Origin of the sequence: Streptomyces sp. TG1A-8, assembly GCF_030499535.1 — a bacterium.
GTDB lineage: Bacteria > Actinomycetota > Actinomycetes > Streptomycetales > Streptomycetaceae > Streptomyces.
Map to the genome: position 1 here is coordinate 6,095,005 of NZ_JASTLB010000001.1, position 20,722 is coordinate 6,115,726.

Here is a 20,722-nt window from a genome sequence, read left to right on the forward strand (position 1 = left end):
GGACGGGGCGCGACGCCCGGACCGGGCGGCCGGTCCTGCGGACGCCGGGACGCCGGACCGGCCGCCCGGGCGTGACTCACAGCGGGCCGTCACCGCCGGCCGGCGCGGGTCCCGGCCGCCGCGCCGCGCTCCGCCCGGGGCGCCCCGGGCGAGGTGTCACTCGGCTGGGCGGGCCCCCGTCGCGGAGGGCGTACAGGTCGCGTTCTGGTGCACTTCGGCGAGCGTCGTCGCCAGGGAATGCCAGATCTGGGCGGCGAGGTCGAGGTTCTTGGACTCGGTGGCCTGCTGTCCGAGTCGCTGCAGCGTCGCGATGCCCTCGTCCGCCTGGCCCTCCAGGATCATCAGCCGGCCGGACAGCGCGCGAAGGCGCGTCCCGTCCCGGTAGGACAGGCGCGGTCCGTCGTCGCCGAGCAGTTGGTCGCACAGGCGCCTGGCGTCCCGCAGGCGGCCCTCGTGGAAGGCGAGGTGGGCCTGCAGCGAGCGGATCTCCTTGGCCTGCAGCGGCGTTCCGATCAGCTCGACGGCCGGCTCCGCCTCGCTCAACCAGCGGCGGGCGGAGTCGATGTGGGCCGGCATCATCTGCAGCGCCGCGGCGGTGGCCGCCGCCCTCAGCCGCATCCACAGGCCGAGGTTGTCCTTGCCCTCCACCAGCTCCAGGGCCCGTTCGAGCCGTGACTTGGCGGCCGGGAAATCACCCTGGCGGGTGCTGACCATCGCCGCGGTCCACAGCGCCTCGGCGGCCTGGGCCGGAACGGAGGCGGGCAGCCACTTCTCCTCCAGCTCCTGCACGTGGCGGACGGCGGAGTCCATCGCCCCGCTCTCGGCCTCGACGCTTATCAGCACCATGAGGGCGGCGACGCAGTCGCCGACGGACAGGTCCTGCGTGCGCGCGATGTCGAGGGCCTGCGTGGCCGCGGGCTCGGCGCTCTTCATGTCGCCGAGCGCCCGCAGGCAACGCGCGTAGCCCACGCGTGCCCTGACCCGCAGTTCCGGGCTCGTGAGCAGATCGCTCAGTTCGACGAGTTCCTTCAGCTGGTCCAGTTCGCGCTCGTGGTCGCCGTTGCGGTTGTTGATGCGGCTGAGCATCCACAGTGCCTGCCAGCGGGCCGCCGGATCGGTCCGCTCGTCGTCGTCGATGGCCTGCAGCAGGGCGGTGGTGCTGTCCACGGCGGCCGGCGCCGAGGCGGCGGCGGCGAGCGCCTCGCTGAGCGTGCTGCTGACGTGCCGGCTGAGCACCGTCACGTCGACACCGAGCCGCTGTGCCAGATGGGCCACCACCCGGTCGTTGGGCCGCCGCTCCCCGGACTCCAGCCGGGAGAGGTATCCGGTGGACATGCCGTCACCCGCGACCTGGACCTGACTCAGACCGCGCTCCAGCCTGAGCTTCCTCAGGCGGCGGCCGAAGTGCGGCTGCTCGAGCATTTTCCCACCTCTCGGATCATGGTGTCTGACCGTGGTAATCCTCCGTCCCCGAAGATGCCGAACGGGCGCGCGGACACGTTGCCAGGAACTCTACGGATTCCTGGCAACCCCAGGCAACCCTTTGCGTGCGCCCGAAGATCTTTTCATGGAGGGCTTGACAGTGCCCTGTCAGGGCGTTCGCCGAGGGGAAGGCTCGGAACGAGCGACTTCTTCGCGCCGTCAGAGATTCGCTTAATGCCTCCAGCGCTTCATAATTGGCAATGTCCTTAGGGTCGTCAGACAAACGCTTGTCAGCCAACTTGCCGATCTCCTACGCTCCTTGCGTCCAGTCCGGTCGACTCGTGAGAGGTGTCCGACGTGTCCTTTCTTCTCTGTCCCCCGCTGCAGCGGTCGCTGGCCGCCCGGTGGGCCGTCGCCGCCCTCGTCCTCACCGGTCTGGTGGTCGTGCCGCTGCTCGCCCGGTGGTTGCCCGGCCCGGGCATCGCCGACAGGCTATTGGCGAAGTCCGACACGGTCGTCGCGGCGCGCACCGTCCCCCCGGTGGGCGGCGAGGAGATCGAATGGCCATGACCCGGCCGTGACCCGACGAACGACGCCCGCAGCAGAGCACGCCCGGGCAGCCGCCCGGCCGAGAGCGCTCCTCCCGGCCCGGTGACCACCACCCGCACGGCCGTCCACCCGCCGAGGACGGGACGGGCAGAGCCGGCCCGAAAGTGAGGTTCAGTGGATTTCCGCTTACTGGGGCCCCTGCAGGCGAGCGTGGACGGCGCGACCGTACCGCTCGGCGGGGTGATCAAACGCAGACTGGTCGCCTATCTGCTCCTGAACGCCAACCGAGTCGTGGCCACGCGCAAGCTGCTCGACGTCCTGTGGCCGGACGAGACCCCGCGCACCGCACGCAAGATGCTCGGCAACGCCGTCCGTGACCTGCGCCGCGACCTGGCGCACGGGAACCCGGAGACCCGGGCGTCCCTGCTGACCCGTGCCCCCGGGTACCAACTGCGCATCGAGCCCGACACCGTGGACCTGTTCCGGTTCCGCCGGGCCGTGGAGCGCGGGCGCGCCGAGGCGGACGCCGGTGCCCACACCGCGGCCGCGCGCATGCTGCGCGAGGCGCTCGGCCTGTGGCGCGGAGCCGCGCTCGCCGACCTCGCGGAGGCCCGGCTGGGCTGGCCGGAGCTGGAGCGCCTGGAGAGCGAGCGGCTCAGCGCCCTCGAAGACCTCTTCGAGGCCGAACTGACGGCCGGCAACCACCACGCGCTCCTGGGCGAGTTGCAGACGGCCGTCGCCGCGGACCCGGTGCGCGAACGGCTGAGCGGTCAGCTGATGCTGGCGCTGTACCGGTGCGGCCGGCAGACCGACGCCCTCGCGGTGTTCCGGCGCATCCGGACCGAACTCGTGGAGCAGTACGGCCTGGAGCCGTCGCGCGAGCTGCGACGACTGGAACGTGCCATCCTCGATCACGCCCCCGACCTGGACCCGCCGGTGCGGCCGCTGGCGGAGCAGCACCGCGACCAGGGGCGGGTGCGGTCCCTGCTGGCCGCCCAGCAGCAGGCGGCCCGCCGGGTGGAGGCATCCGCCGCACCCGGCCCGTCCCCGGTGCGCGCGGCCCCGCGGCCGGCCCCCGACTGCGGGTGCGAGCGGCAGGTGGTGCCCGCCCTCGCCGAGGCCGGCGGCCGGTCACGGGCAGGGCGCCGGGCGGCTCCGCGGCGCAGACGGGTCAGCGTCGTCCTGGTCTGGGCGCGCCACGACCTGCCCGGCGACCGCGATCTGGACGACGTCCAGGACGCCATGCTGGACGTCGCGGCGGTCGTGCAGCAGGAGTGCACGCGCATGGGCGGCACGACCGGCCGGATGACGGCACCGGTGTTCTCCGCGCTGTTCGGTGTCGACGGCACCCGGCGGGACGACGCCGCGCGTGCGGTGCGCGCGGCCTTCGCCATCCGGGACCGGCTCGGCGGCCGCGCCGGGAACGCCACGTTGGGTGTCCGCCTGCACGTCGCCGTGGCCACCGGGGAGGCGTGCCTGTCGTTCCTGCCGGGGCAGGAGGACGTCCCGGCGGTGACGGGGGAGGTGTCCGACCGGTGCTTCCGCCTGCTGACGATGGCCCCCGAGGGACAGGTGCGGGTGTGCGAGGCCACCCGTCAGGCGACCGAGTCGGAGGTGTCCTACCACCTCGGCCCCGAACCCCCCGACGGCTGGAAGGCGGTCCGCATCCGGCCCGCGGTGGCCGGCGGTCCCTCGGTGCACCGGCACGAAATACCCTCGTCGGCAGCCATCTGAGCCCACCCGGCAGGCCGGCGGTGCGTGCGGCCGGCAGCGGTTGCGGACCCCCGCGTCACCGCTGCCGGCCGCGACCGCGTCACCGCTGCCGGCCGGGCCGGTGCGCGCCGGCTCACGGATCCAGCCGTGTGCGGCCGGCGAGGGCGGCGGCCAGTGCCCGCGTGTGCCCGGGAAAGGCGAGCTCCACCGCTTCGTCCAGCACACAGCGGCCCTCGGTCTCGGAGGTGCGCGCCGGCTCGGGCAACCCGGCCGCCGCACACGCCGGCAGCAGCCCGAACAGCTCCAGGGTGTCCCGGGTGCTGTGCGCGCCGAAGAGACGCACGTCCCGGGCGCGGGCGTGCAGACCCGTCTCCTCGTGCAGCTCGCGCACGGCCGCTTCCTGCCAGCTCTCCCCGACGTCCACGTATCCGCCGGGCAGCGCCAGCCGGCCGCGCCCGGGGGAGCGAGCGCCGGATCACGACGATCCCGCGGCGGCCGGCCCCGTCCGTCACCGGTTGCAGGACGACCGCGACGGGAAACGGGTTGCGCCACTGCGTCTCACCGCACGCCAGGCACTCCAGCGGCCAGTCGGTGCTGTCCGCGTAGCCGGAGCCGCAGTACGGGCAGTGCGTGATGCGGCGCCCGTGCGTGAATCCCATGCACGCCTCGTTTCCACTGGTGGCGGGGTCTCGTCGCCGGAACCCCGTCGAGGGCGCGGCCGGGGGACGACCCGGAAAGGTGCCGTCGTGCACCGGCGGTCCCAGGGGGCGGCGTCGGAGACCTGTGCGTGGCCCGCAATTTAACGACGGCCGGAGAATCCACGGGTAATCGGCCGGACACCGGGGCGGTCCACCGGGCTCCTCGCGATTCCCCGGCGATTCCGGCACCGCCCCTAGCGTGAACCACGTGCTGAGTCGAATACTCCCCGCCGCGGGACCGGGCCGCGTCCTCGCCGTCGCCACCTTGCTGATGACGGTGGGTCAGGGCGCGTTCATGACGTGCTCGGCCCTGTACTTCACCACCGTCGCGGGGCTGTCGGTCCCCCAGTGGGAACTGGGCCTGACCATCGCCGCGGCGGTCGGCCTGTTCGCCGGCATCCCCCTCGGACACCTGGCGGACCGCAGGGGGCCGCGCGGTACGACAGCCGTCCTGGTCGCCCTCAACGGCCTCGCGGCCGCCGCGTACCTCCTGGTGGGCTCCTTCGCCCAGTTCGTGCTGGTCGCCTGTGTCTTCGTCGTCATGGAACGCGGAAGCCGCTCGGCCCTGCAGGCGGCGGTCGCCGGCGCGCTGAAGGCCTACGACCTCGTGTCCACGCGGGCCTACCTCCGGTCCGTCACGAACGTGGGGGTGGCCCTCGGCGCCGCGCTCGCCGGTGTGGCCCTGAACCTGGGCTCCGCCACGGCCCTGCGCACCGTCCTGGTGATGGACGCCCTGGCCTTCCTGGCCTCGGCGGCGACGCTGACCGCGCTGCCGCCCCTGCCGGCGGCCTCGCCGGCGAAGGGCGAGCACCAGCTGGCGGTGCTGCGGGACCGGCCCTTCGCCCTGGTGACCGCCCTCAGCGCGGTGCTGTCCCTGCCCGCGCTGCTCCTGGAGATGGTGATCCCCCTGTGGATCGCCCACCACACGAGCGCCCCGCGCTGGATGGTGACCGTCCTGTTCCTGGTCAACTCGGCAGGCGTGATCGCCTTCCAGGTGCGCATCGCCAAGGGCGTTGCGGACCTGTCCCGCGCGGTGCGCGCGGCGAGGCTGGCCGGCGGGGTGCAGGCCGCGGCCTGCCTCCTCTTCGCCGCCTCCTCCACCCACGCCGCGCTGGTCTCGGTGACGTTCCTCGTCCTGGCCGCGGGAGTCCAGGTCTACGGGGAGATGGTCTTCGCGGCGGCGGCGTGGACCATCGGATTCGACCTCGCCCCGCCCCACCGGCAGGGCCAGTACCAGGGTTTCTTCTTCACCGGCTACGCCCTGGCCGTCATGGCCGCACCCACCTGTCTGACCGGCACGGTCGTCGGGGGCGGCACCCTCGGCTGGCTGGTGCCGGCGGTCCTCTTCGCCGCAGCCGGCCTCGCCCTCGGCCCGGCGGTCGGCTGGGCCGAACGCAACCGGCCCGCGGTCCTCGTGGCCTCCGGCGGCTGACTCGTCCCGAGCAAAGGAGCCAGGCATGGAACAACACGCCCCCGCAATCGCCGAAACGGGAGGTCCCACCGGAACCGAGGACGCGCCGCCCCTGCGCACGGCCTCCCGCACGGCGGGGCACGACGCCGTCCACGGAAGCTTCCGGGCATCGCCGTCCGACCCGCACGTCGCCCCGCGCGAGATGCTGCTGGGCAACGCGACGCACCCGCGCGGTCCGGCCGTACGGACCCTGGAGGGCCGGCCGGCCGACGCCGACCACCTGCACCGGGAGGTCACCGAACAGCTGTGGAGCCGCGGCATGGCCGTCGTCCAGCTCGACCAGCCGCTGCCGCACCACCGCTTCACCGCCCTCGGCGAGTTCCTGGGCACGGCGATACCGGAGACGGACCCCGCGGTGCAGCCCTACGTGCAGGAGGGGATCGTCCTCAACCTGCGCAGCGAGCACGCGCCCACGGCGAACGTGTCGCTGCAGCCCTTCGCGCGCAACTCGCTCAGCCTGCACTCCGAGAGCAGCGGTGCCGCCGTGGCGAAGCAGCCCCGGTACATCGTGCTGATGTGCGTCGCACCCGGCGACGACACCGACCACGCCCGGACCGTGCTGGTGCCGATGCGGGAGGTGGCGCGCCGGCTCCCGGCCGGCACGCTGGAGCTGCTCTCCCGCACCAGGTACCGCGACAGCCCCGAGGCGCCGCCCATCGCGCGCCGCGTCGACGGCCACTGGGTGTTCTCCTTCCGGGACTTCCTCGACCAGGAACTGCGGTGGACGCACGACCGGCCGGGCACCGACCCGGAGACGGTCAACGCGGCGCTGCGCGAACTGCTGGCCGCCATGTACGCGCCCGGAGAAGCGGTCGGGGTGCGCTGGCGCAGCGGACTGCTCGTCGTGATCGACAACACGTACCACTTCCACGGCCGGACCGCCGGTGCCGCGGCACCGCCGCGGCAGCAACGGCACCTGCAGCGCCTGCGCATCCGCTAGCGCCGGACCGAGTCCGGGCCCACCCCCCACCCCCCTACGCGAGAAGCCGATGACACTCTTCGACTCCGTCCTGGCCCCGCGCCCTCCGCACGCGTCGCCGGACGCCCTTGCGGCGGCGGGGCGCGCACCGCGCCCCGCCGGGACGTCCGACACCTTCGTCACCCGGGTCGACGAGCGGGTGCTCGACGTCTTCGCCCGGGCCCGCCGCCCCGACGACCCGCTCGAACTGCGCGACCTGTGGCTGGGCCGCGTGGAGCACGAACTGGGCGCCGACGCGCGGCATCCGGCGCTCGCCGAGCAGTGGCGGGGCAGCCGCCGCCTGCGCCCGGTGGAACCGGAGCAGGTGCTGAACTCCCGGGCCACCGTCCGCTTCGTCAAGGAACTGTTCAACTGGTTCTTCCGCGACGACCTGTACGGCGACCTCAGGGACAACGCGCGCTACATCCTCTCCGGCGGAGCGGTGGACGAGGAGCGCTGGGGGCTGCCGCAGAGCCTGAAGGACTGCATCCGCTACGCCCTGGACCGCGACTGGTACGGCTACTCCGACTCACGCGGGCGCTACCCGGCGCGCGAGGCGATCGCCGCCTACGAGAGCGCCCGGCTCGACGGCGTGCGCTACGGGGCGGAGCACGTCGCCATGACCATGGGCGGCACCTTCGCCGTGAGCACCCTCGCGGACTTCGTGCTGCACGGCCGCTCCCCGTCTGCCTCACCGGCGCTGTGCGCGGTGCCCAACTACCCGCCCCTGGTCGAAACGGTGGCCCGCCGGCACGGCGTCCAGCTGGTCCCGCTGGCCAGCGAGCACGGACGGACCTCGATCGAGCCGCTCATCGCGGCCCTCACCCCCGACACCCCCCTGGTGCTGCTGCAGACCGTGGGCAACCCCACCGGCGCGGCCGTCACGGAGGAGGGCCTCGCCCGGCTCGTCCGGGCCGCCTCCCCCTCCACGGTCATCGTGCTGGACGAGTGCCACGAGTGGCTGGGCGACTACGAGCAGCGCACCGCCGCGCGCGGCGCGCCCAACGTCGTGCGCGTCTCCAGCCTCTCCAAGACCTGGTTGGCCCCGGGGCTGAAGGCGGGCTGGTTCCTCGCCGACCCCGGCTTCATCGCCGACTACTACGAGTACGCCTCCTCGTCCTTCGGCGGGCCGCCCTCGTTCTTCTACACGGTGGTGGAAGTGCTGGCCCGCATGGAGCGCTGGCTGATCACCGGTGTGGACGAGCCCGGGCCCAACGAGCTGAAGGAGTTCGAGGCGTCGTACGGACTCGACCTGGAGCGGCTGCGGCACGCCTACCGCACCTACCGGACGGACCGGCTGCGACGGGCCGAGGAACTCACCACGCTGCGCGACGCGGCGACCGTCCGCCTGGCGGAGACCCCCGCGCGGGTGCTCGTGCCGCGCTTCTCCATCAACACCACCGTGGAGCTGCCCGGCTGGGACGACTCCTACCGGTGCTTCCGCGACGTCCTGCGGGAGACGGGGGTGTCCCTCTTCCCCGGCATCCTCACCTTCTGCTTCTCCGGCGCCGTCATGCGGATCACCACCGCCCGTCCCTGGGACCAGCTCGCCCCCGCCCTGGACCGGCTGGGATCCCACCTCGCGACCACGACCGCCCGGTGACGGCCCCCCACGGAGGACGAGACACATGAGCACCTGGACCCCACCCGGCGGCGGACACAAGCTGATCCTCGGCATGGTGCACCTGGCGCCCCTGCCCGGCACCCCCTTCCACCGGCCCGGCACCTTCTCCGACATCCTCGACACGGCGGTGGCGTCCGCGCGGGCCCTGTACGAGGGCGGGGCGGACGGCTGCCTCATCCAGACGGTCGACCGCGTCTACAGCGTCGCCGACGAGTCCGACCCGGCGCGCACCGCCGCCATGGGCCTGATCGTGCGCGCGGTCGTCGAGGCGACCGGTGCGCCCTTCCGCGTCGGCGTCCAGATGATGCGCAACGCCACCAGGGCCTCCCTCGGCGTCGCCCGGGTGGCCGGCGGCGACTACGTCCGGGCCGGCGCCCTGGTGGGACAGACCCTGACCGCCCACGGCATGGTGCGGCCCGATCCGCTGGAGGTGATGGGCTACCGCCGCTCGATCGACGCGGAGGCCGTCGGCATCGTGGCGGACATCGACTCCATGCACTTCAAGTGGTTCGGGGGGGAGAAGACCACCGCGGAGGTGGCACGCGCGGCCCGCACCGTCGGCGCGGACGCGGTGTCGCTGTCGCACCCGGACGAACGCACCGTCCTGGAGATGATCGCCTCCGTCCGCGACGCCGTCCCCGGCCTGCCCGTCATCCTGGCCGGGCACACCGACCACGGCAACGCCGCCCGGCTGCTGGCCGCCGCCGACGGCGCCTTCGTGGGCACGTGCCTGGAGAGCGGCGGCTGGGGCGGCAGGATCGACGTCGACCGCGTGCGCCGCTACGTCGACCTCGTCCGGGAGGCCGGCTGATGGCGCCCGCCACCACCGGCCCGGCCCCCGTCCCGGCCGGAGCACCGGTCATCGCCCCCGAGGTGATGCTCCGTCAGGCACACCGTCTCGCCGACGACCTGCGGACCCGCACGGACGACTTCGACGAGCAGGTGCGGGCACTGCCGGACGCCGTGCGCCTGGCCGCCACCGAGTCGGTGGTCATCGTCGGCGACGGGGACAGCGACCACGCCGCCCGGGCCGTCGAGATGGCGTTCCGGTCCCTCGCGGGCGTCGACTGCCGCCCGGTGAGCGCGCTGCCCCACACCCACTACGGGGTGCCGTCCGCCGTCCCCGGCCGCGTCCTCACCCTCGCCGTCTCCGCCTCCGGCCGCACCCCGCTCGTCGTACGGGCGGCCGAGCAGGCGCGGGCGGACGGCGGGACGGCCGTCGCCCTCACCGGGGACGCGGCGAGCCCGCTGGCCCGGTCCGCCGACGCCACCGTCCAGCTCGAACTGCCCGACCGCGAACCGTCCCCGGGCGTACGCACCTACCAGGCCAGCCTGCTCGGCGCCCTGCTGCTGGCGATCCGGCTCGGGCAGGCGCGCGGGCGCCTCGGACGCGGGGACGCCGACGCCCTGCGCGACGAACTCCCCGGCCTCGCCGGCGCGGTGGAGGCCACCGTGGACGAGATGACCGGGCGGACCCGGCAACTCGCCGACCGCATCGCCGACGCGCCGGTGCTGACCGTGCTCGGCAGCGGACCGTCCCACGGCACCGCCCTGTACGGCGCGGCGAAGGTGATCGAGACCTCCGCGGTCTTCGCCACCGGCCAGGACCTCGAGGAGTGGTGCCACGTCGAACGGTTCGCCCGGCCCACCGACCTGCCGACCTTCGTCGTGGCACCGCCCGGCCGGTCCGCCCGGCACGCCCGCCACGTCGCGCAGCGCGCCACCGCGCTGGGCCGACGGCTCGTCGCCGTCGCCCCCGCGGACGACCTCCCGGACTTCGCGGCCTGGGCGCACCTGCCCGTCCACGGGCAGGTGCGCGAGGAGTTCTCCCCGCTGCTCTACCACCTGTTCGCCGCCCCCCTGGCCTGCCACCTCGCCCAGCGCCTGGACCGGACGCCGTTCGCCGCCGGCCGGCCGGAACCGGCGGCCGGAGGGCAGGACAGGGCGCACGGCGCAAGCCCCTGACCGCCCCGGGACACCCCCTCCAGCCGCCGGGCCGCGCCCCGCGCGGCACCGGCCCGCCCCGTCGGCGCACACCGACGACCGACACGATCGAAGGAATGCCTTGACCGAGACAATGAACGGCCTGCCCACCGAACAGGTCATCGACGTCCTGACCGAGGAACTGCACAACCTCGCCCCGGCCGAACGGGAGGCCAAGGCGGTGCAGCTGCTGTCGGTCCTGGGCCGGTCCAAGGCCGCCGCGGCCTCCGCGGCCCGGCCCCCCGCCGAGCCCGGCGACACCCGCAGGGCCCCCCTGCTCATCTGCGACTGGGCCACCGACCTCGGCCTGGACGGCACCACCCAGCAGCTCGGCATCGACGTCGCCCCCGGCCCCACCCGGGTGTCGAAGACCGCCGACGCCACCGGCCACTCCCTGCTCTCCAGCGGCCACGTCGGCGCCGACATCCTGCACGTGCCCGCCGGCAGCGGCTTCGCCCCGCACACCCACCCCGGCGACCACCTGCTGTTCGTCCTGGCCGGCACCGGCACCATCGCCGTCGCCGGCGAGATCGTGGAAACCCGCCCCGGACAGGTCTACATGGTGGAAGGCGCCATCACCCACGCGGTGGGCGCGGTGACCGACCACATGATCCTCTCCGTGGGCGCACCCCACCGCCACCTGGACAGCCCCGAACGCCAGGAACTCACCGCCTACACCGCCCTGCTGGGCGACCTGGGCCACATCACCTGCCGCCTCTGCGACATCCAGGCCTCCAGCGGCGAGGAACTGGCCGCCAAGGGCTGCCCCCACTCCCCGCACCGGTTCGGGTGAACCACGATGGCGCCGTCCCCCACCGATTTCGACCGCGCGCACACCTACCTCGGCAAGCCGCTCGCGGAGCGGCTGACGCCCTGGCCGACGGTGCTGTCCCGCCTCGACCACCACGCCCGGGTCCGGCCCGGCGCGCCGTTCCTGACCACCCCGACGCCCACGGGCGACACCGTGACGCTGTCCTACGGGGAGGCCGACGCGCTGAGCCGGCGACTGGCGGCATGGCTGCGCCGTGACCGGGCCGTCCGGCCCGGGTCGACCGTGGCCCTCGCCCCGGTCAACGACGCCGCCTCGGTACTGACCGTCCTGGCGGTGCTGCGCGCCGGCTGCTCACTGCTGATGCTCAGCCCGCAGGACCCCGCCGCCCGCCGCCGGGAGCTGACCGGGGCCGCCGGCGCCGAACTGGTGCTGCGGCCCGCCACGCTCGCGGCGCAGGCACTGCCGGAAGCGGTGGCCGTGCCCGACGCGCACACCCTGGACGCGCAGGCGGAGCTGCCGTCCGACCCGGCGGCCGACCCGTCGGCCGGCGCCTTCTGCTTCGCCACCTCCGGCTCGACCGCGGCGGGCAAACTGGTCGTCCAGTCCCACTACGCGGCGGCGGTCAACGCCGAGGCGCTGCGCCGCCACCACGGTCTGCGCCCGGGGGACCGGGTGCTGGGGTGCCTGCCCATCCAGCACGTCAACGGGCTGCACTTCACCGTGCTCGGCGTCCTGGCCGCCGGCGCCCACGTCCTGCTGGCGCCCGGATTCGACCCGCTGCGCTACCCGGGGCTCCTGGAACGCTTCCGGCCCCGCATCGCCAGCGTCGTCCCGAGCATCCTCGAAGCCCTCACGGAGACCTGGCGGCAGCCCGAACTGCCGTCCGACTTCCACTACTTCGTGTCCGCCGCGGCACCGCTGAGCGCGCGTACCGCGCGCGCGGTCGGGCAGCGCACGGGCGCCCGCGTCCTACAGGGGTACGGCCTCACGGAGACGGTGAACTTCTCCACCACCCTGCCCGCCGACCTGTCCGAGGACGCCTACCGCAGGCTGATGCTGGACACCGACATCCCCACCATCGGCACGGCCCTGTACGGCAACGAGGTCGCGGTGCTCACCTCCGGCGGCGAACGGGCGGCACCGGGGGAGGAGGGGGAGATCTGCATGCGCGGGCACAACGTCATGACCCGCTACCAGGGCAACGAGCAGGCCACGGCCGAGGCCTTCGCCGGAGGCTGGTTCCACTCCCAGGACCTGGGCACGCAGATCACCGACCCGGAGTCCGGCAGGACGTTCGTCGTCGTCACCGGCCGGCGCAAGAACATCGCCAAGGTGGGGGGCGAGGCCGTCTCCCTGGACGAGGTGGACCGCGTGCTGCGGGCGGTGCCGCACCTGCGGGACGCGGCGAGCGTGGCGCTGCCGCACCGGTTCCTCGGCGAGGAGGTCGTGGCGGCCGTCGTGCCCGCGCCGGGCGCCGACGCGGTGGCGCAGGCGCGCACCGCACTGGCGCGGTCCTTCCGGCCCACCTGCCGGCCCGGCCGGATCGTCGTCCTGGAGGCCATCCCGCGGACCGCCACGGGAAAGGTGCTGCGCCGCGACCTCGCCGCCACGATCGCCCGGGTGGCGCCGTCCCCCGAATCCCTTCCGTCTCCCCGGAGCGCCACGTGAACGGGCCCGACCGGGCCCGGCCCGCCCGACCCGCGCCCGGGGCGCCGGGCGCGACGACGGCCCGCCCCGTTCCGACCGAGACCACCCAGCCGGAGAGCTGACGATGCCACAGACCCTCCCCGCCCCGTCCCTGACCGACCCGCGCACCGGCCGGCCGCGGCCGGCCGTCGCCGTCGGCCGCGAGACCGACGTCCGCGCCACCGTGGCCGCGGCCCGCTCCGCGCAGCCCGCCTGGGCCGGCCTCACCCCCCGGGACCGCGCACGGCGCCTGCTGCGGTTCGCGGACCTCATCGAGGAACGCTCCGCCGAGTACGTGCAGGCCGAGCAGGCCGGCACCGGAAAGCCCGCCGCCGAGGCGCACGGCGAGGTCGAGAACTGCGCGGACCTGCTGCGCTTCTACGCCGGCGCCGTGCGCGCCGACACCGCGCCCGCGGCCGGCCGGCACATGCACGACCGCGAGAGCTGGGTGCGGTGGGAGCCCGTGGGCGTCGTCGCCGCGATCGTGCCCTGGAACTACCCGCTGATGATGGCCGCCTGGCGCATCGGCCCGGCGCTCGCCGCCGGCAACACGGTCGTGCTCAAACCCGCCCTGACCACCCCGGACACCGCTGTGCTGCTCGCCCGGGACGCCGCCGCCACCCTCGGCTCCGACGTGCTGCTGACCGTCACCGGCGACCGCGACACCGGCCGCCTGCTGGTCGCCGGGGACGTCGACGCGGTGGCCTTCACCGGCAGCGAGGCGGGCGGCCGGGACGTCGCCGCCCGCGCGGGCCTGCGCCGGATCAGCCTCGAACTGGGCGGCAACTGCCCCGCCCTGGTCCTCCCGGACGCCCCCGAGGACACCTGCGAGGCGCTGGTGCGGGCCGTCACCTACAACGCCGGACAGAGCTGCGCCGCCCCGGCCCGGGTGATCACCCTGCGGGAGAACCACGACCGGGTGGTCGACGAGCTGGCCAAGGCGATGAGCGCCCGGCGCGCCGGGGCCGACTTCGGGCCGCTCAACAACCCCGACCAGGTCGCGCGCCACGACCGCATCCTCGCGAGCAGCGCGGCGGGCGTCCAGCACGTCGCCGACGTCGCGCCGGGGCCGGGGCAGGAGGGTGGCTACTGGCGGCCCGGACGCGTCCTGGCCGGCCTGGCACCCGACGACCCGGCCGTGGTCGAGGAGGTGTTCGGCCCCGTGCTGACGGTGCAGGCGGCGGACGGCGTCGAGGAGGCGCTGGCACTGGCCAACTCCGTGCGGCAGGCCCTCGCCGCGAGCGTGTGGGGCTCCGACACGGCCACCGTGCTCGGTGTGGCCGGCGCGCTGAACGCCGGGGAGGTCTGGGTCAACTGCCACCTGGACCAGAGCGCCGAGCTGCCCCACGGCGGCCGCGGCAGCTCGGGGCACGGCACGGACATGAGCGTGCTCGCGCTCACCGAGTACCAGCGTCCCAAGACCGTCACCGTGCGCCTCGGCGAGCGCTGAGGAGAGGAGACACCATGCACCCACCCGACGCGCCCGGCACCGAACCCTGCGACTGGAGCTGGGAGACGGCGGCCGACCCCGACGAGGTGCACGCGCTGCTGACCGCGTGCGACGCCCACCAGGCGACGGCCTCCGGCACCCCCGCCCCGCGGCGGCGCCCGGAGACGACGCGGTGGCTGGTCGAATCCGGTTCCGTGCACCTGCTGCGCCACACCACCGGACCGGCCGGCATGTTCACCCTCACCGCGCGCCCGCCCTCCGGCACGGACGAGTCCGTCTTCCCGCCCGCCGAACACCCGCTGTACCTGTCCCGACTGGCGGTGGCCCCCGCGTGGCTGGCCGGCGGCGCCCTGGTGGGGCTGCGGTGCGTGCGCCAGGCCGTGGAGACGGCGGCCGGCCTGGGCGGCGACACCCTGCGCGCGCAGGTCAACCCCGACCTGCGCGACACCTGCTCCCTGCTGGACCTGCTGGGCTTCACCCCGTGCGGACCGGCGTCCGCCGACGAGACGGGCCGGCGCCACGCCCACCTGCACAGACCGCTGACCGCCCCGGCGGCCGACCGGAGAGGGGACTGACGCGCATGGCGGCGACCATACGACGCGAGAGCGTCGGCACCACGGCCGGCCACGCGGGCCAGGAACCCACCCCGGTGGACGCCTACACCCTCGACACCGGCGACGGCCTCGCCGTCACCGTGTGGACGTACGGAGCCGGCCTCGTCGAGGTGCTGGTGCCCGACCGCCGCGGACACACGGCGAACGTGGTGGTGCGCCTGCCGGACCTCGCCTCCTACGAGGACCGCGCCCGCAACCCCTACGTCGGCTCGACCGTCGGCCGGTACTGCCGGTGCGTGTCGCACGCCCGCCTGCGGCTCGACGGCGACGAGTACCTGCTCGACCGCAACGACGGGCGGCACCACGTCCACGGCGGCACCCTCGGCTTCGACCGCTACGTGTGGCGGGCGCACCCCGAGCTGCACGGGGACCGGGCCGTGCTCCGCCTGCGCCTGGACAGCCCGGACGGCGACCAGGGGTACCCCGGCACCCTGTCCGCCGAAGTCGCCTACGAGGTGGCGCCCGGCGGCCGGCTCACCCTCGACTACCGGGCCACCACCACGGCGAGCACCGTGGTCGGCCTGACCAACCACGCCTACTGGAACCTGGCCGGGACCGGCCGCGTCGACGGTCACACCCTGGCCGTCAACTCCACGCGGACCACCGTCTTCGACGACGAGCTCCTGCCCCTGCCCGGCCCGCCCGCCGACATCACCGGCACCCGGCTCGACCTCACGCGGCCCAGGTCCCTCGACGGGCAGGCGCTGGACAACTGCTTCGTCCTGGACGATCCGGCGTGGGCCGCCCACCTGCACGACCCGGCCTCCGGCCGCACCATGCGCGTGGTCACCGACCAGCCCGCCGTCGGCGTCTACACCGCCGACCACTTCACCGGGCGGCGGCGGTCGGGCATCTGCCTGGAGACCGGCGCCCTGCCCGACGCCCCCAACCGCGACGACTACCCCCCGGTCCGGCTCGATCCCGGCCAGGTGTACCGCCATCGCACCGTGCACCACTTCTCCGCCGGCTGACCGGACGGCCCGCCCCAGCGGCATCCCAGCGAAAAGGACACATCCATGGACTCCCTCATGACCTCGGTCGCCCGGGCGGTGCGGCACCGCGCCGGATCCGACACCCCGGCGGCGGACCTGGACCCGGACACCGAGCTGTCGGCACTCGGACTGACCTCCCTCGGCGTCGCCGGACTCCTCGTCGACCTGGAGGCCGCCTTCGACGTGCGGTTCCCCGCGGACGCCGTCACCCCGGAGGTCTTCCGCACCCTGGCGACCCTCACGGAGACGGTCCGCGCCCTGCGCGCCGCCTCGGAGGAGCGGCCCGGCACGCCGTCGGCGCAGCGGTGACGGCCGCGGGCGAACGGAGGGGAACCGATGCAGATCCACGCTGACACCGTCCGGGTCGGCATCCACTCGGGCCAGCAGTACCGCACCTTCGAGGAGGCGCTCGGCCTGTGGCAGCGGGCCGAGCGGCTCGGCTTCGACTGGGTGTCCCTCTTCGACCACTTCCGGCCGCCGCTCGGCGGCCCGGCCGGCCCCTGCCTCGACGGGCTGTCCCTGCTCTCCGCCCTGGCGGCGCGCACCACGCGCATCCGCTGCGCCGTGCTCGTCTCGGCGGTGACGTGGCGCCACCCCGCCCTCGCCGCCGCAGCGGCGGCGACCGTCGACCACGTCTCGGGCGGCCGGCTGGAGTTCGGCATCGGCGCCGCCGGCCCCGACCTGGCCTACGAGCAGTACGGCATTCCCTTCCCGTCCGCCGGGACCCGGCTGGACATGCTGGACGAGGCCTGCCACGTCCTGCGCGGCCTGTGGAGCGCCCCGTCGACCAGCTTCGAGGGCAAGCACTTCCGGCTCACCGACGCCCACCTGGAACCCAAGCCGGTCCAGCGGCACCTGCCGCTGGTGATCGGCGGCGAGGGCGAGCGGCGGATGCTGCGCATCGTCGCCGAACACGCCGACATCTGGAACACCCTCGCCGGCACGCCCGATCACTACCAGCGCAAACTGACGAGCCTGCGCCGCCACTGCGCCGAGGTGGGACGCGACCCCGACGACATCCGCAAGTCGGTGACCTTCCGGGCGGTCCTCGGCAGCAGCCCGCAGGAGGCCGAACAGCGCGCCCGGGAACTGCGCCACCGCATCGGCGCCGACTCGCCGGTGTGGTCCGAGTACGTCGTGATCGGCACGCCGGAGCAGTGCGTCGAACGCCTGCGGCCCTACCTCGACCTCGGCGTCCGCGACTTCCTGCTCGGTGCCCGGCCACCGGTCGACTGGCACACGTGCGAGCTGTTCGCCCGGCACGTGGCCCCCGCACTGCGGGCCTACGCCCCGGCCGGCTGACGCCGCCGGTCCCTCCTCCGGCGTCCCCGGGCCGGCGCCCGGCACCCGAGCAGACACTCATTCCCACACACACGGAAGGCGACATGGGCAGCTACTACTACGAGGACGGCTTCGCCCGTTTCTTCGACGGCCAGTACACCGGGTGGACCCACACGTTCTCGCCCCGGCTCGCCGATCACCTGGACCGGCAGCAACTCCCCGCGCGCACGGTCATCGACCTGTGCTGCGGCACGGGAGTGACCGCAGCGATCCTGAGCGCCTCCGGCTGGCGGGTCACCGGCGTCGACGGTTCCGCCGCCATGCTCGACATCGCGCGCAAGAAGCTCGCCGCCGAACTCGACAGCGGCGCGGTCACCCTGCTGGAGGGGGACGCCCGCGACTTCCGCGTACCCGAGCGGGCGGCCGCCTGCGTCAGCCTGGACGGCGCCCTCAACCACTTGGAGTCCCCGGCCGAACTGGTCCGGTGCTTCACCGCGGTGCGCGAAGCCCTCGTCGAGGGCGGCGAGTTCGTCTTCGACCTGTTCACCGCCTCCCACTTCCGCCACTGGAACAACGCCACGCTGACGGACGATCCCGACGCCGTCGTCGTCAAGCGCGGCGTGTGGGACGACCGGGCGCGCACGGGCATGCTGCGCGTCTCCGGCGTCGTCGGCACGGGCCCCGCCGCGGTGCGCGTGGACCAGACCCTGCGCAGCTGGGAGTACGACGCGCAGCAGGTGTCCCAGGCACTGACCGAGGCCGGACTGGTACCCGTCGACCACGACTTCGAGTCCGCCTACGTCAACTGCGAGTCCGGTTCGTGCTCGCGCACCAGCGTGCCCTGCCGCACCCTGCACCGCGCTCGCAAGCCCGTGGCCGGATGAGCGACGGCCCCCGGTGCGCCGCCCGGCCGGGCCGCGCACCGGGGGTCGGCACCGCGGCCCACCGGCTCGGCGTCACCTCCGCCGGCGCCTCCGGGAGGGGACGCCCGGTGACGGCGGCGCGGCACCCCGCGCACGCACCGGGTGCCGGCGGTCCGGGGCGGACCGTCTCCTGACACGGCCGGCGGCACCCTGCTCCCCCTGCCCGGGCGGGCGCCGCCGGACCCCGGTGGGCGCGGGGCCCGTCCGGGCGCGGGCCTGGAGGCCGCCCGCGCCGGTAGCGGCCGCTTCGTGCGGTGCCGGCCGCGGCCCCCGGCCGATGGTGGTGACCGGCCCGCTCCCCACCGGCCCTAACCCGCGGTGTCCTCGGGCGGGAGCGGCACGGGGTAGGGCTCGCCGAAGTCGGCCGAGCGGCTGACCTCCGCCCGGGCGGTCGCCTCGGCGAGTTGGCGGCGGGAGTGCTCCAGCGCCATGGATTGCCCCGGAGTCCTGGCCCAGACACCAGGGAGCAAGTAACCCGCCGGTAGTTTTAAGCGGTTCAGATCCGCCGTTATTTATGAGCAACACCGTCCGTCACTCCTGGGGCCACACGGCTACTCGGTCGTCCCGTCTCACCCGCCGCGCTGACAGCGACGCCTTGCAGTGGCAGAATTTCCTCTGCAGAGGGGACTCAGCAACCTACGCTGCTGGCATGTCCGACCGACCCGAACGCACATCACAGCCCGTCAAGCCCACCCGGCGCCTTGATGCGCGCAGCCTGCGAGGGCTGGCCCACCCGCTGCGGATGAACATCTTCGAGCTGCTCAGCCTGGACGGCCCCGCTACCGCCACCAGGCTCGCCGAACGCCTCGGGGAGAACACCGGCACCATCAGTTGGCACCTGCGCCACCTCGCCGAACACGGCTTCATCGTGGAGGAAACCGGACGGGGCACGAAACGCGAGCGCTGGTGGAGAAGGGCCGACGTCCCCAATGAGCTGAACACCGCCGATTTCCGCGACGATCCCGACACCGAGGGCGCGCTGTCGGTCTACTTGCACGAACTGCTGCAGCAGCACTTCAGCCGGGTCGTGAACTACATCGGCGAGGACTGGGACGACACGTGGCGGAGCGCCGGCACTGTCTCGGACTGGAGTGACCTGCGGATGACCCCGAAGCAGTTGGAGGCGCTCAACGCGGAGCTGATGGCTGTCATCGCCCGCCATACCCCTGCGCCGGCCACCGAGCCCGCTCCCCGTCGTCGTGCAGCTCCAATCGTTCCCCCGCAAGGAGCATGACTCCGCATGAGCTACGGCATACACGGTCGCCTCCTGCGTCGCCACCGTGATTTCCGCCTGCTGTGGTACGGCGAGACCGCCGGCAAGTTCGGCGCGTCCGTCACCGGGGTGGCGATGCCGCTGGTCGCCGTCTCCACCTTGCACGCCAGCACGTTCGAGGTCGGCCTGCTGAGCGCCGCAGCCTGGGCCCCTTGGCTGATCATCGGTCTCCCGGTCGGTGTCTGGGTGGACCGGCTGCGCCGCAGACCGATCATGTTGGCCGCCGCCGCGGTCTCCCTCGTGCTCTTCGCCAGCGTCCCGGTCACCGCATGGTCCGGCCTGCTGGGTATCGGACCACTACTGGCCGTCGCCCTGCTGACAGGCACGGCAGCGGTGTTCTTCCAAACCGCCTACACCGCCTATCTCCCCACCATTCTGGAACCCGATGACCAGCCCGAGGGCAACGCCAAACTGCACGGCAGTGCATCCGCCGCGCAGATTGCCGGGCTCGGCTCCGGCGGCCTGATCGCGCAGTTGGCAGGCGCGGTGAACGGGATGTTCGCCAATGCCGCGACATTCCTCGTCTCCCTTCTGTGCCTCGCAGGCATCCGGCATCGCGAGCCACGCATCACCAGAACCGAACACCGCCCCACTTCACTGGTCAGTGAAGTCCGCGAAGGCCTGCGGCTGATCGCCTATGACCCCTGGTTCCGCACGTTCACACTCTTCGGAGCCGCCTCCAATCTGGCCCTTATGGGATACCAGTCAATCCAGGTGGTCTTCCTGGTCCGAAGCGTCGGCCTGACCCCGGGAACGGTCGGCGTACTCATCGCGGCGACCAGCGCCGGAGGTGTAGCCGGGGCATTCGCCGCACGCCGGGTCGCTCACCGGATCGGCACGGGCCGCGCGACACTGCTGTTCGAACTGGGACTTCCCACACTCGGTCTGCTCATCCCGCTGACCGCCGGCGGAGCCGGGATCCTGCTCTTTGTGACAGGTGGCTTCAGCGTCTCCGCAGGTGTCGTCGCCGGCAACATCATCAAGGCGAGCTTCCAGCAACGCTACTGCCCGCCGGATCTCCTCGGCCGTCTCACCGCAAGCACAGCATTCCTCAGCTACGGAGCGATCCCCATCGGCGCATTGCTCGGCGGCGTGCTCGGAACCGCACTCGGCCTCCGCACCGCCATGGCCATCACGACGGCGGGGATCCCGCTCGCCGCACTGATCCTGCTCTTCTCCCCGATCCGGCGTTCCCGGGACCTGCCGACGTCCCGCCAGACGACGAGTAATCCCCAACTTCCGCTCGCCTCTGATGACGAACCGGCCCTACCTCTTCACTGATCACCATCGCACCGGACAATTCCCTCACCTCC

The 20,722-nt window shown here is 73.9% G+C and carries 17 protein-coding genes and 3 pseudogenes; 17 read left to right on the top strand and 3 right to left on the bottom strand.

Features of this window, described 5'->3' with window-relative positions:
* Positions 1-156 precede the first annotated feature (156 nt).
* On the bottom strand, positions 157-1,422 hold the full coding sequence (locus QQY24_RS26885; protein ID WP_301975295.1) for a helix-turn-helix domain-containing protein: 1,266 nt from the start codon (positions 1,420-1,422) through the stop codon (positions 157-159).
* A gap of 357 nt (positions 1,423-1,779) precedes the next feature.
* Between QQY24_RS26885 and QQY24_RS26890 the strand changes: the two genes are divergently transcribed.
* Together QQY24_RS26890 and QQY24_RS26895 are read left to right on the top strand one after the other, a co-directional pair.
* On the top strand, positions 1,780-1,992 hold the full coding sequence (locus tag QQY24_RS26890) for a hypothetical protein (protein WP_301975296.1): 213 nt from the start codon (positions 1,780-1,782) through the stop codon (positions 1,990-1,992).
* A gap of 153 nt (positions 1,993-2,145) precedes the next feature.
* Positions 2,146-3,705: an AfsR/SARP family transcriptional regulator gene (locus tag QQY24_RS26895; RefSeq protein ID WP_301975297.1), complete on the top strand. Its 1,560-nt coding sequence runs from the start codon at positions 2,146-2,148 to the stop codon at positions 3,703-3,705.
* Positions 3,706-3,817: 112 nt separating this feature from the next.
* Here QQY24_RS26895 and QQY24_RS26900 read toward each other — a convergent pair.
* Positions 3,818-4,343 (bottom strand): annotated as a pseudogene (locus QQY24_RS26900) (NUDIX domain-containing protein).
* Between the two features lie 247 nt (positions 4,344-4,590).
* Between QQY24_RS26900 and QQY24_RS26905 the strand changes: the two are divergent.
* The 13 genes from QQY24_RS26905 (at position 4,591) to QQY24_RS26965 (ending at position 18,097) form a co-directional block, all read left to right on the top strand.
* Positions 4,591-5,814 carry an MFS transporter gene (locus QQY24_RS26905; RefSeq protein WP_301975298.1) on the top strand — a complete coding sequence of 408 codons (1,224 nt, stop codon included), beginning with the start codon at positions 4,591-4,593 and terminating at the stop codon, positions 5,812-5,814.
* 25 nt (positions 5,815-5,839) lie between these two features.
* Complete coding sequence (locus QQY24_RS26910; protein ID WP_301975299.1) at positions 5,840-6,793, top strand: TauD/TfdA family dioxygenase; 954 nt, start codon at positions 5,840-5,842, stop codon at positions 6,791-6,793.
* Between the two features lie 49 nt (positions 6,794-6,842).
* Positions 6,843-8,414 carry a pyridoxal phosphate-dependent aminotransferase gene (locus QQY24_RS26915; protein WP_301975300.1) on the top strand — a complete coding sequence of 524 codons (1,572 nt, stop codon included), beginning with the start codon at positions 6,843-6,845 and terminating at the stop codon, positions 8,412-8,414.
* 25 nt (positions 8,415-8,439) lie between these two features.
* Positions 8,440-9,246 (top strand): BtpA/SgcQ family protein, encoded by an 807-nt coding sequence (locus tag QQY24_RS26920; protein WP_301975301.1) that lies wholly within the window; start codon positions 8,440-8,442, stop codon positions 9,244-9,246.
* Complete coding sequence (locus QQY24_RS26925; RefSeq protein ID WP_301975302.1) at positions 9,246-10,400, top strand: SIS domain-containing protein; 1,155 nt, start codon at positions 9,246-9,248, stop codon at positions 10,398-10,400. The genes QQY24_RS26920 and QQY24_RS26925 overlap by 1 nt, the downstream gene beginning before the upstream one ends.
* A 100-nt stretch (positions 10,401-10,500) precedes the next feature.
* Positions 10,501-11,211 carry a cupin domain-containing protein gene (locus QQY24_RS26930; RefSeq protein ID WP_301971585.1) on the top strand — a complete coding sequence of 237 codons (711 nt, stop codon included), beginning with the start codon at positions 10,501-10,503 and terminating at the stop codon, positions 11,209-11,211.
* Positions 11,212-11,217: 6 nt separating this feature from the next.
* On the top strand, positions 11,218-12,858 hold the full coding sequence (locus QQY24_RS26935) for a class I adenylate-forming enzyme family protein (RefSeq protein WP_301975303.1): 1,641 nt from the start codon (positions 11,218-11,220) through the stop codon (positions 12,856-12,858).
* Between the two features lie 103 nt (positions 12,859-12,961).
* Entirely contained in the window at positions 12,962-14,326 is a 1,365-nt protein-coding gene (locus QQY24_RS26940; RefSeq protein ID WP_301975304.1) for an aldehyde dehydrogenase, read from the top strand.
* A gap of 14 nt (positions 14,327-14,340) precedes the next feature.
* Complete coding sequence (locus QQY24_RS26945; protein WP_301975305.1) at positions 14,341-14,901, top strand: hypothetical protein; 561 nt, start codon at positions 14,341-14,343, stop codon at positions 14,899-14,901.
* Between the two features lie 5 nt (positions 14,902-14,906).
* Positions 14,907-15,911, top strand: coding sequence for an aldose epimerase family protein (locus tag QQY24_RS26950; RefSeq protein WP_301975306.1), 1,005 nt, complete (start codon positions 14,907-14,909; stop codon positions 15,909-15,911).
* Between the two features lie 45 nt (positions 15,912-15,956).
* On the top strand, positions 15,957-16,241 hold the full coding sequence (locus tag QQY24_RS26955; protein ID WP_301975307.1) for a phosphopantetheine-binding protein: 285 nt from the start codon (positions 15,957-15,959) through the stop codon (positions 16,239-16,241).
* A 27-nt stretch (positions 16,242-16,268) separates the two neighbouring features.
* Complete coding sequence (locus tag QQY24_RS26960; RefSeq protein ID WP_301975308.1) at positions 16,269-17,234, top strand: TIGR03560 family F420-dependent LLM class oxidoreductase; 966 nt, start codon at positions 16,269-16,271, stop codon at positions 17,232-17,234.
* An 83-nt stretch (positions 17,235-17,317) separates the two neighbouring features.
* Entirely contained in the window at positions 17,318-18,097 is a 780-nt protein-coding gene (locus QQY24_RS26965) for a class I SAM-dependent methyltransferase (RefSeq protein ID WP_301975309.1), read from the top strand.
* A 347-nt stretch (positions 18,098-18,444) separates the two neighbouring features.
* Here the strand turns inward: QQY24_RS26965 and QQY24_RS26970 are convergent.
* Positions 18,445-18,636 (bottom strand): annotated as a pseudogene (locus QQY24_RS26970) (hypothetical protein); the annotation flags it as partial.
* A gap of 149 nt (positions 18,637-18,785) precedes the next feature.
* On the opposite strand from QQY24_RS26970, the pseudogene QQY24_RS26975 reads away from it, so the two are divergent.
* Positions 18,786-19,380: pseudogene (locus QQY24_RS26975) on the top strand (ArsR/SmtB family transcription factor).
* On the top strand, positions 19,377-20,690 hold the full coding sequence (locus tag QQY24_RS26980) for an MFS transporter (RefSeq protein WP_301975311.1): 1,314 nt from the start codon (positions 19,377-19,379) through the stop codon (positions 20,688-20,690). The pseudogene QQY24_RS26975 and the gene QQY24_RS26980 overlap by 4 nt, the downstream one beginning before the upstream one ends.
* Positions 20,691-20,722: the final 32 nt, after the last annotated feature.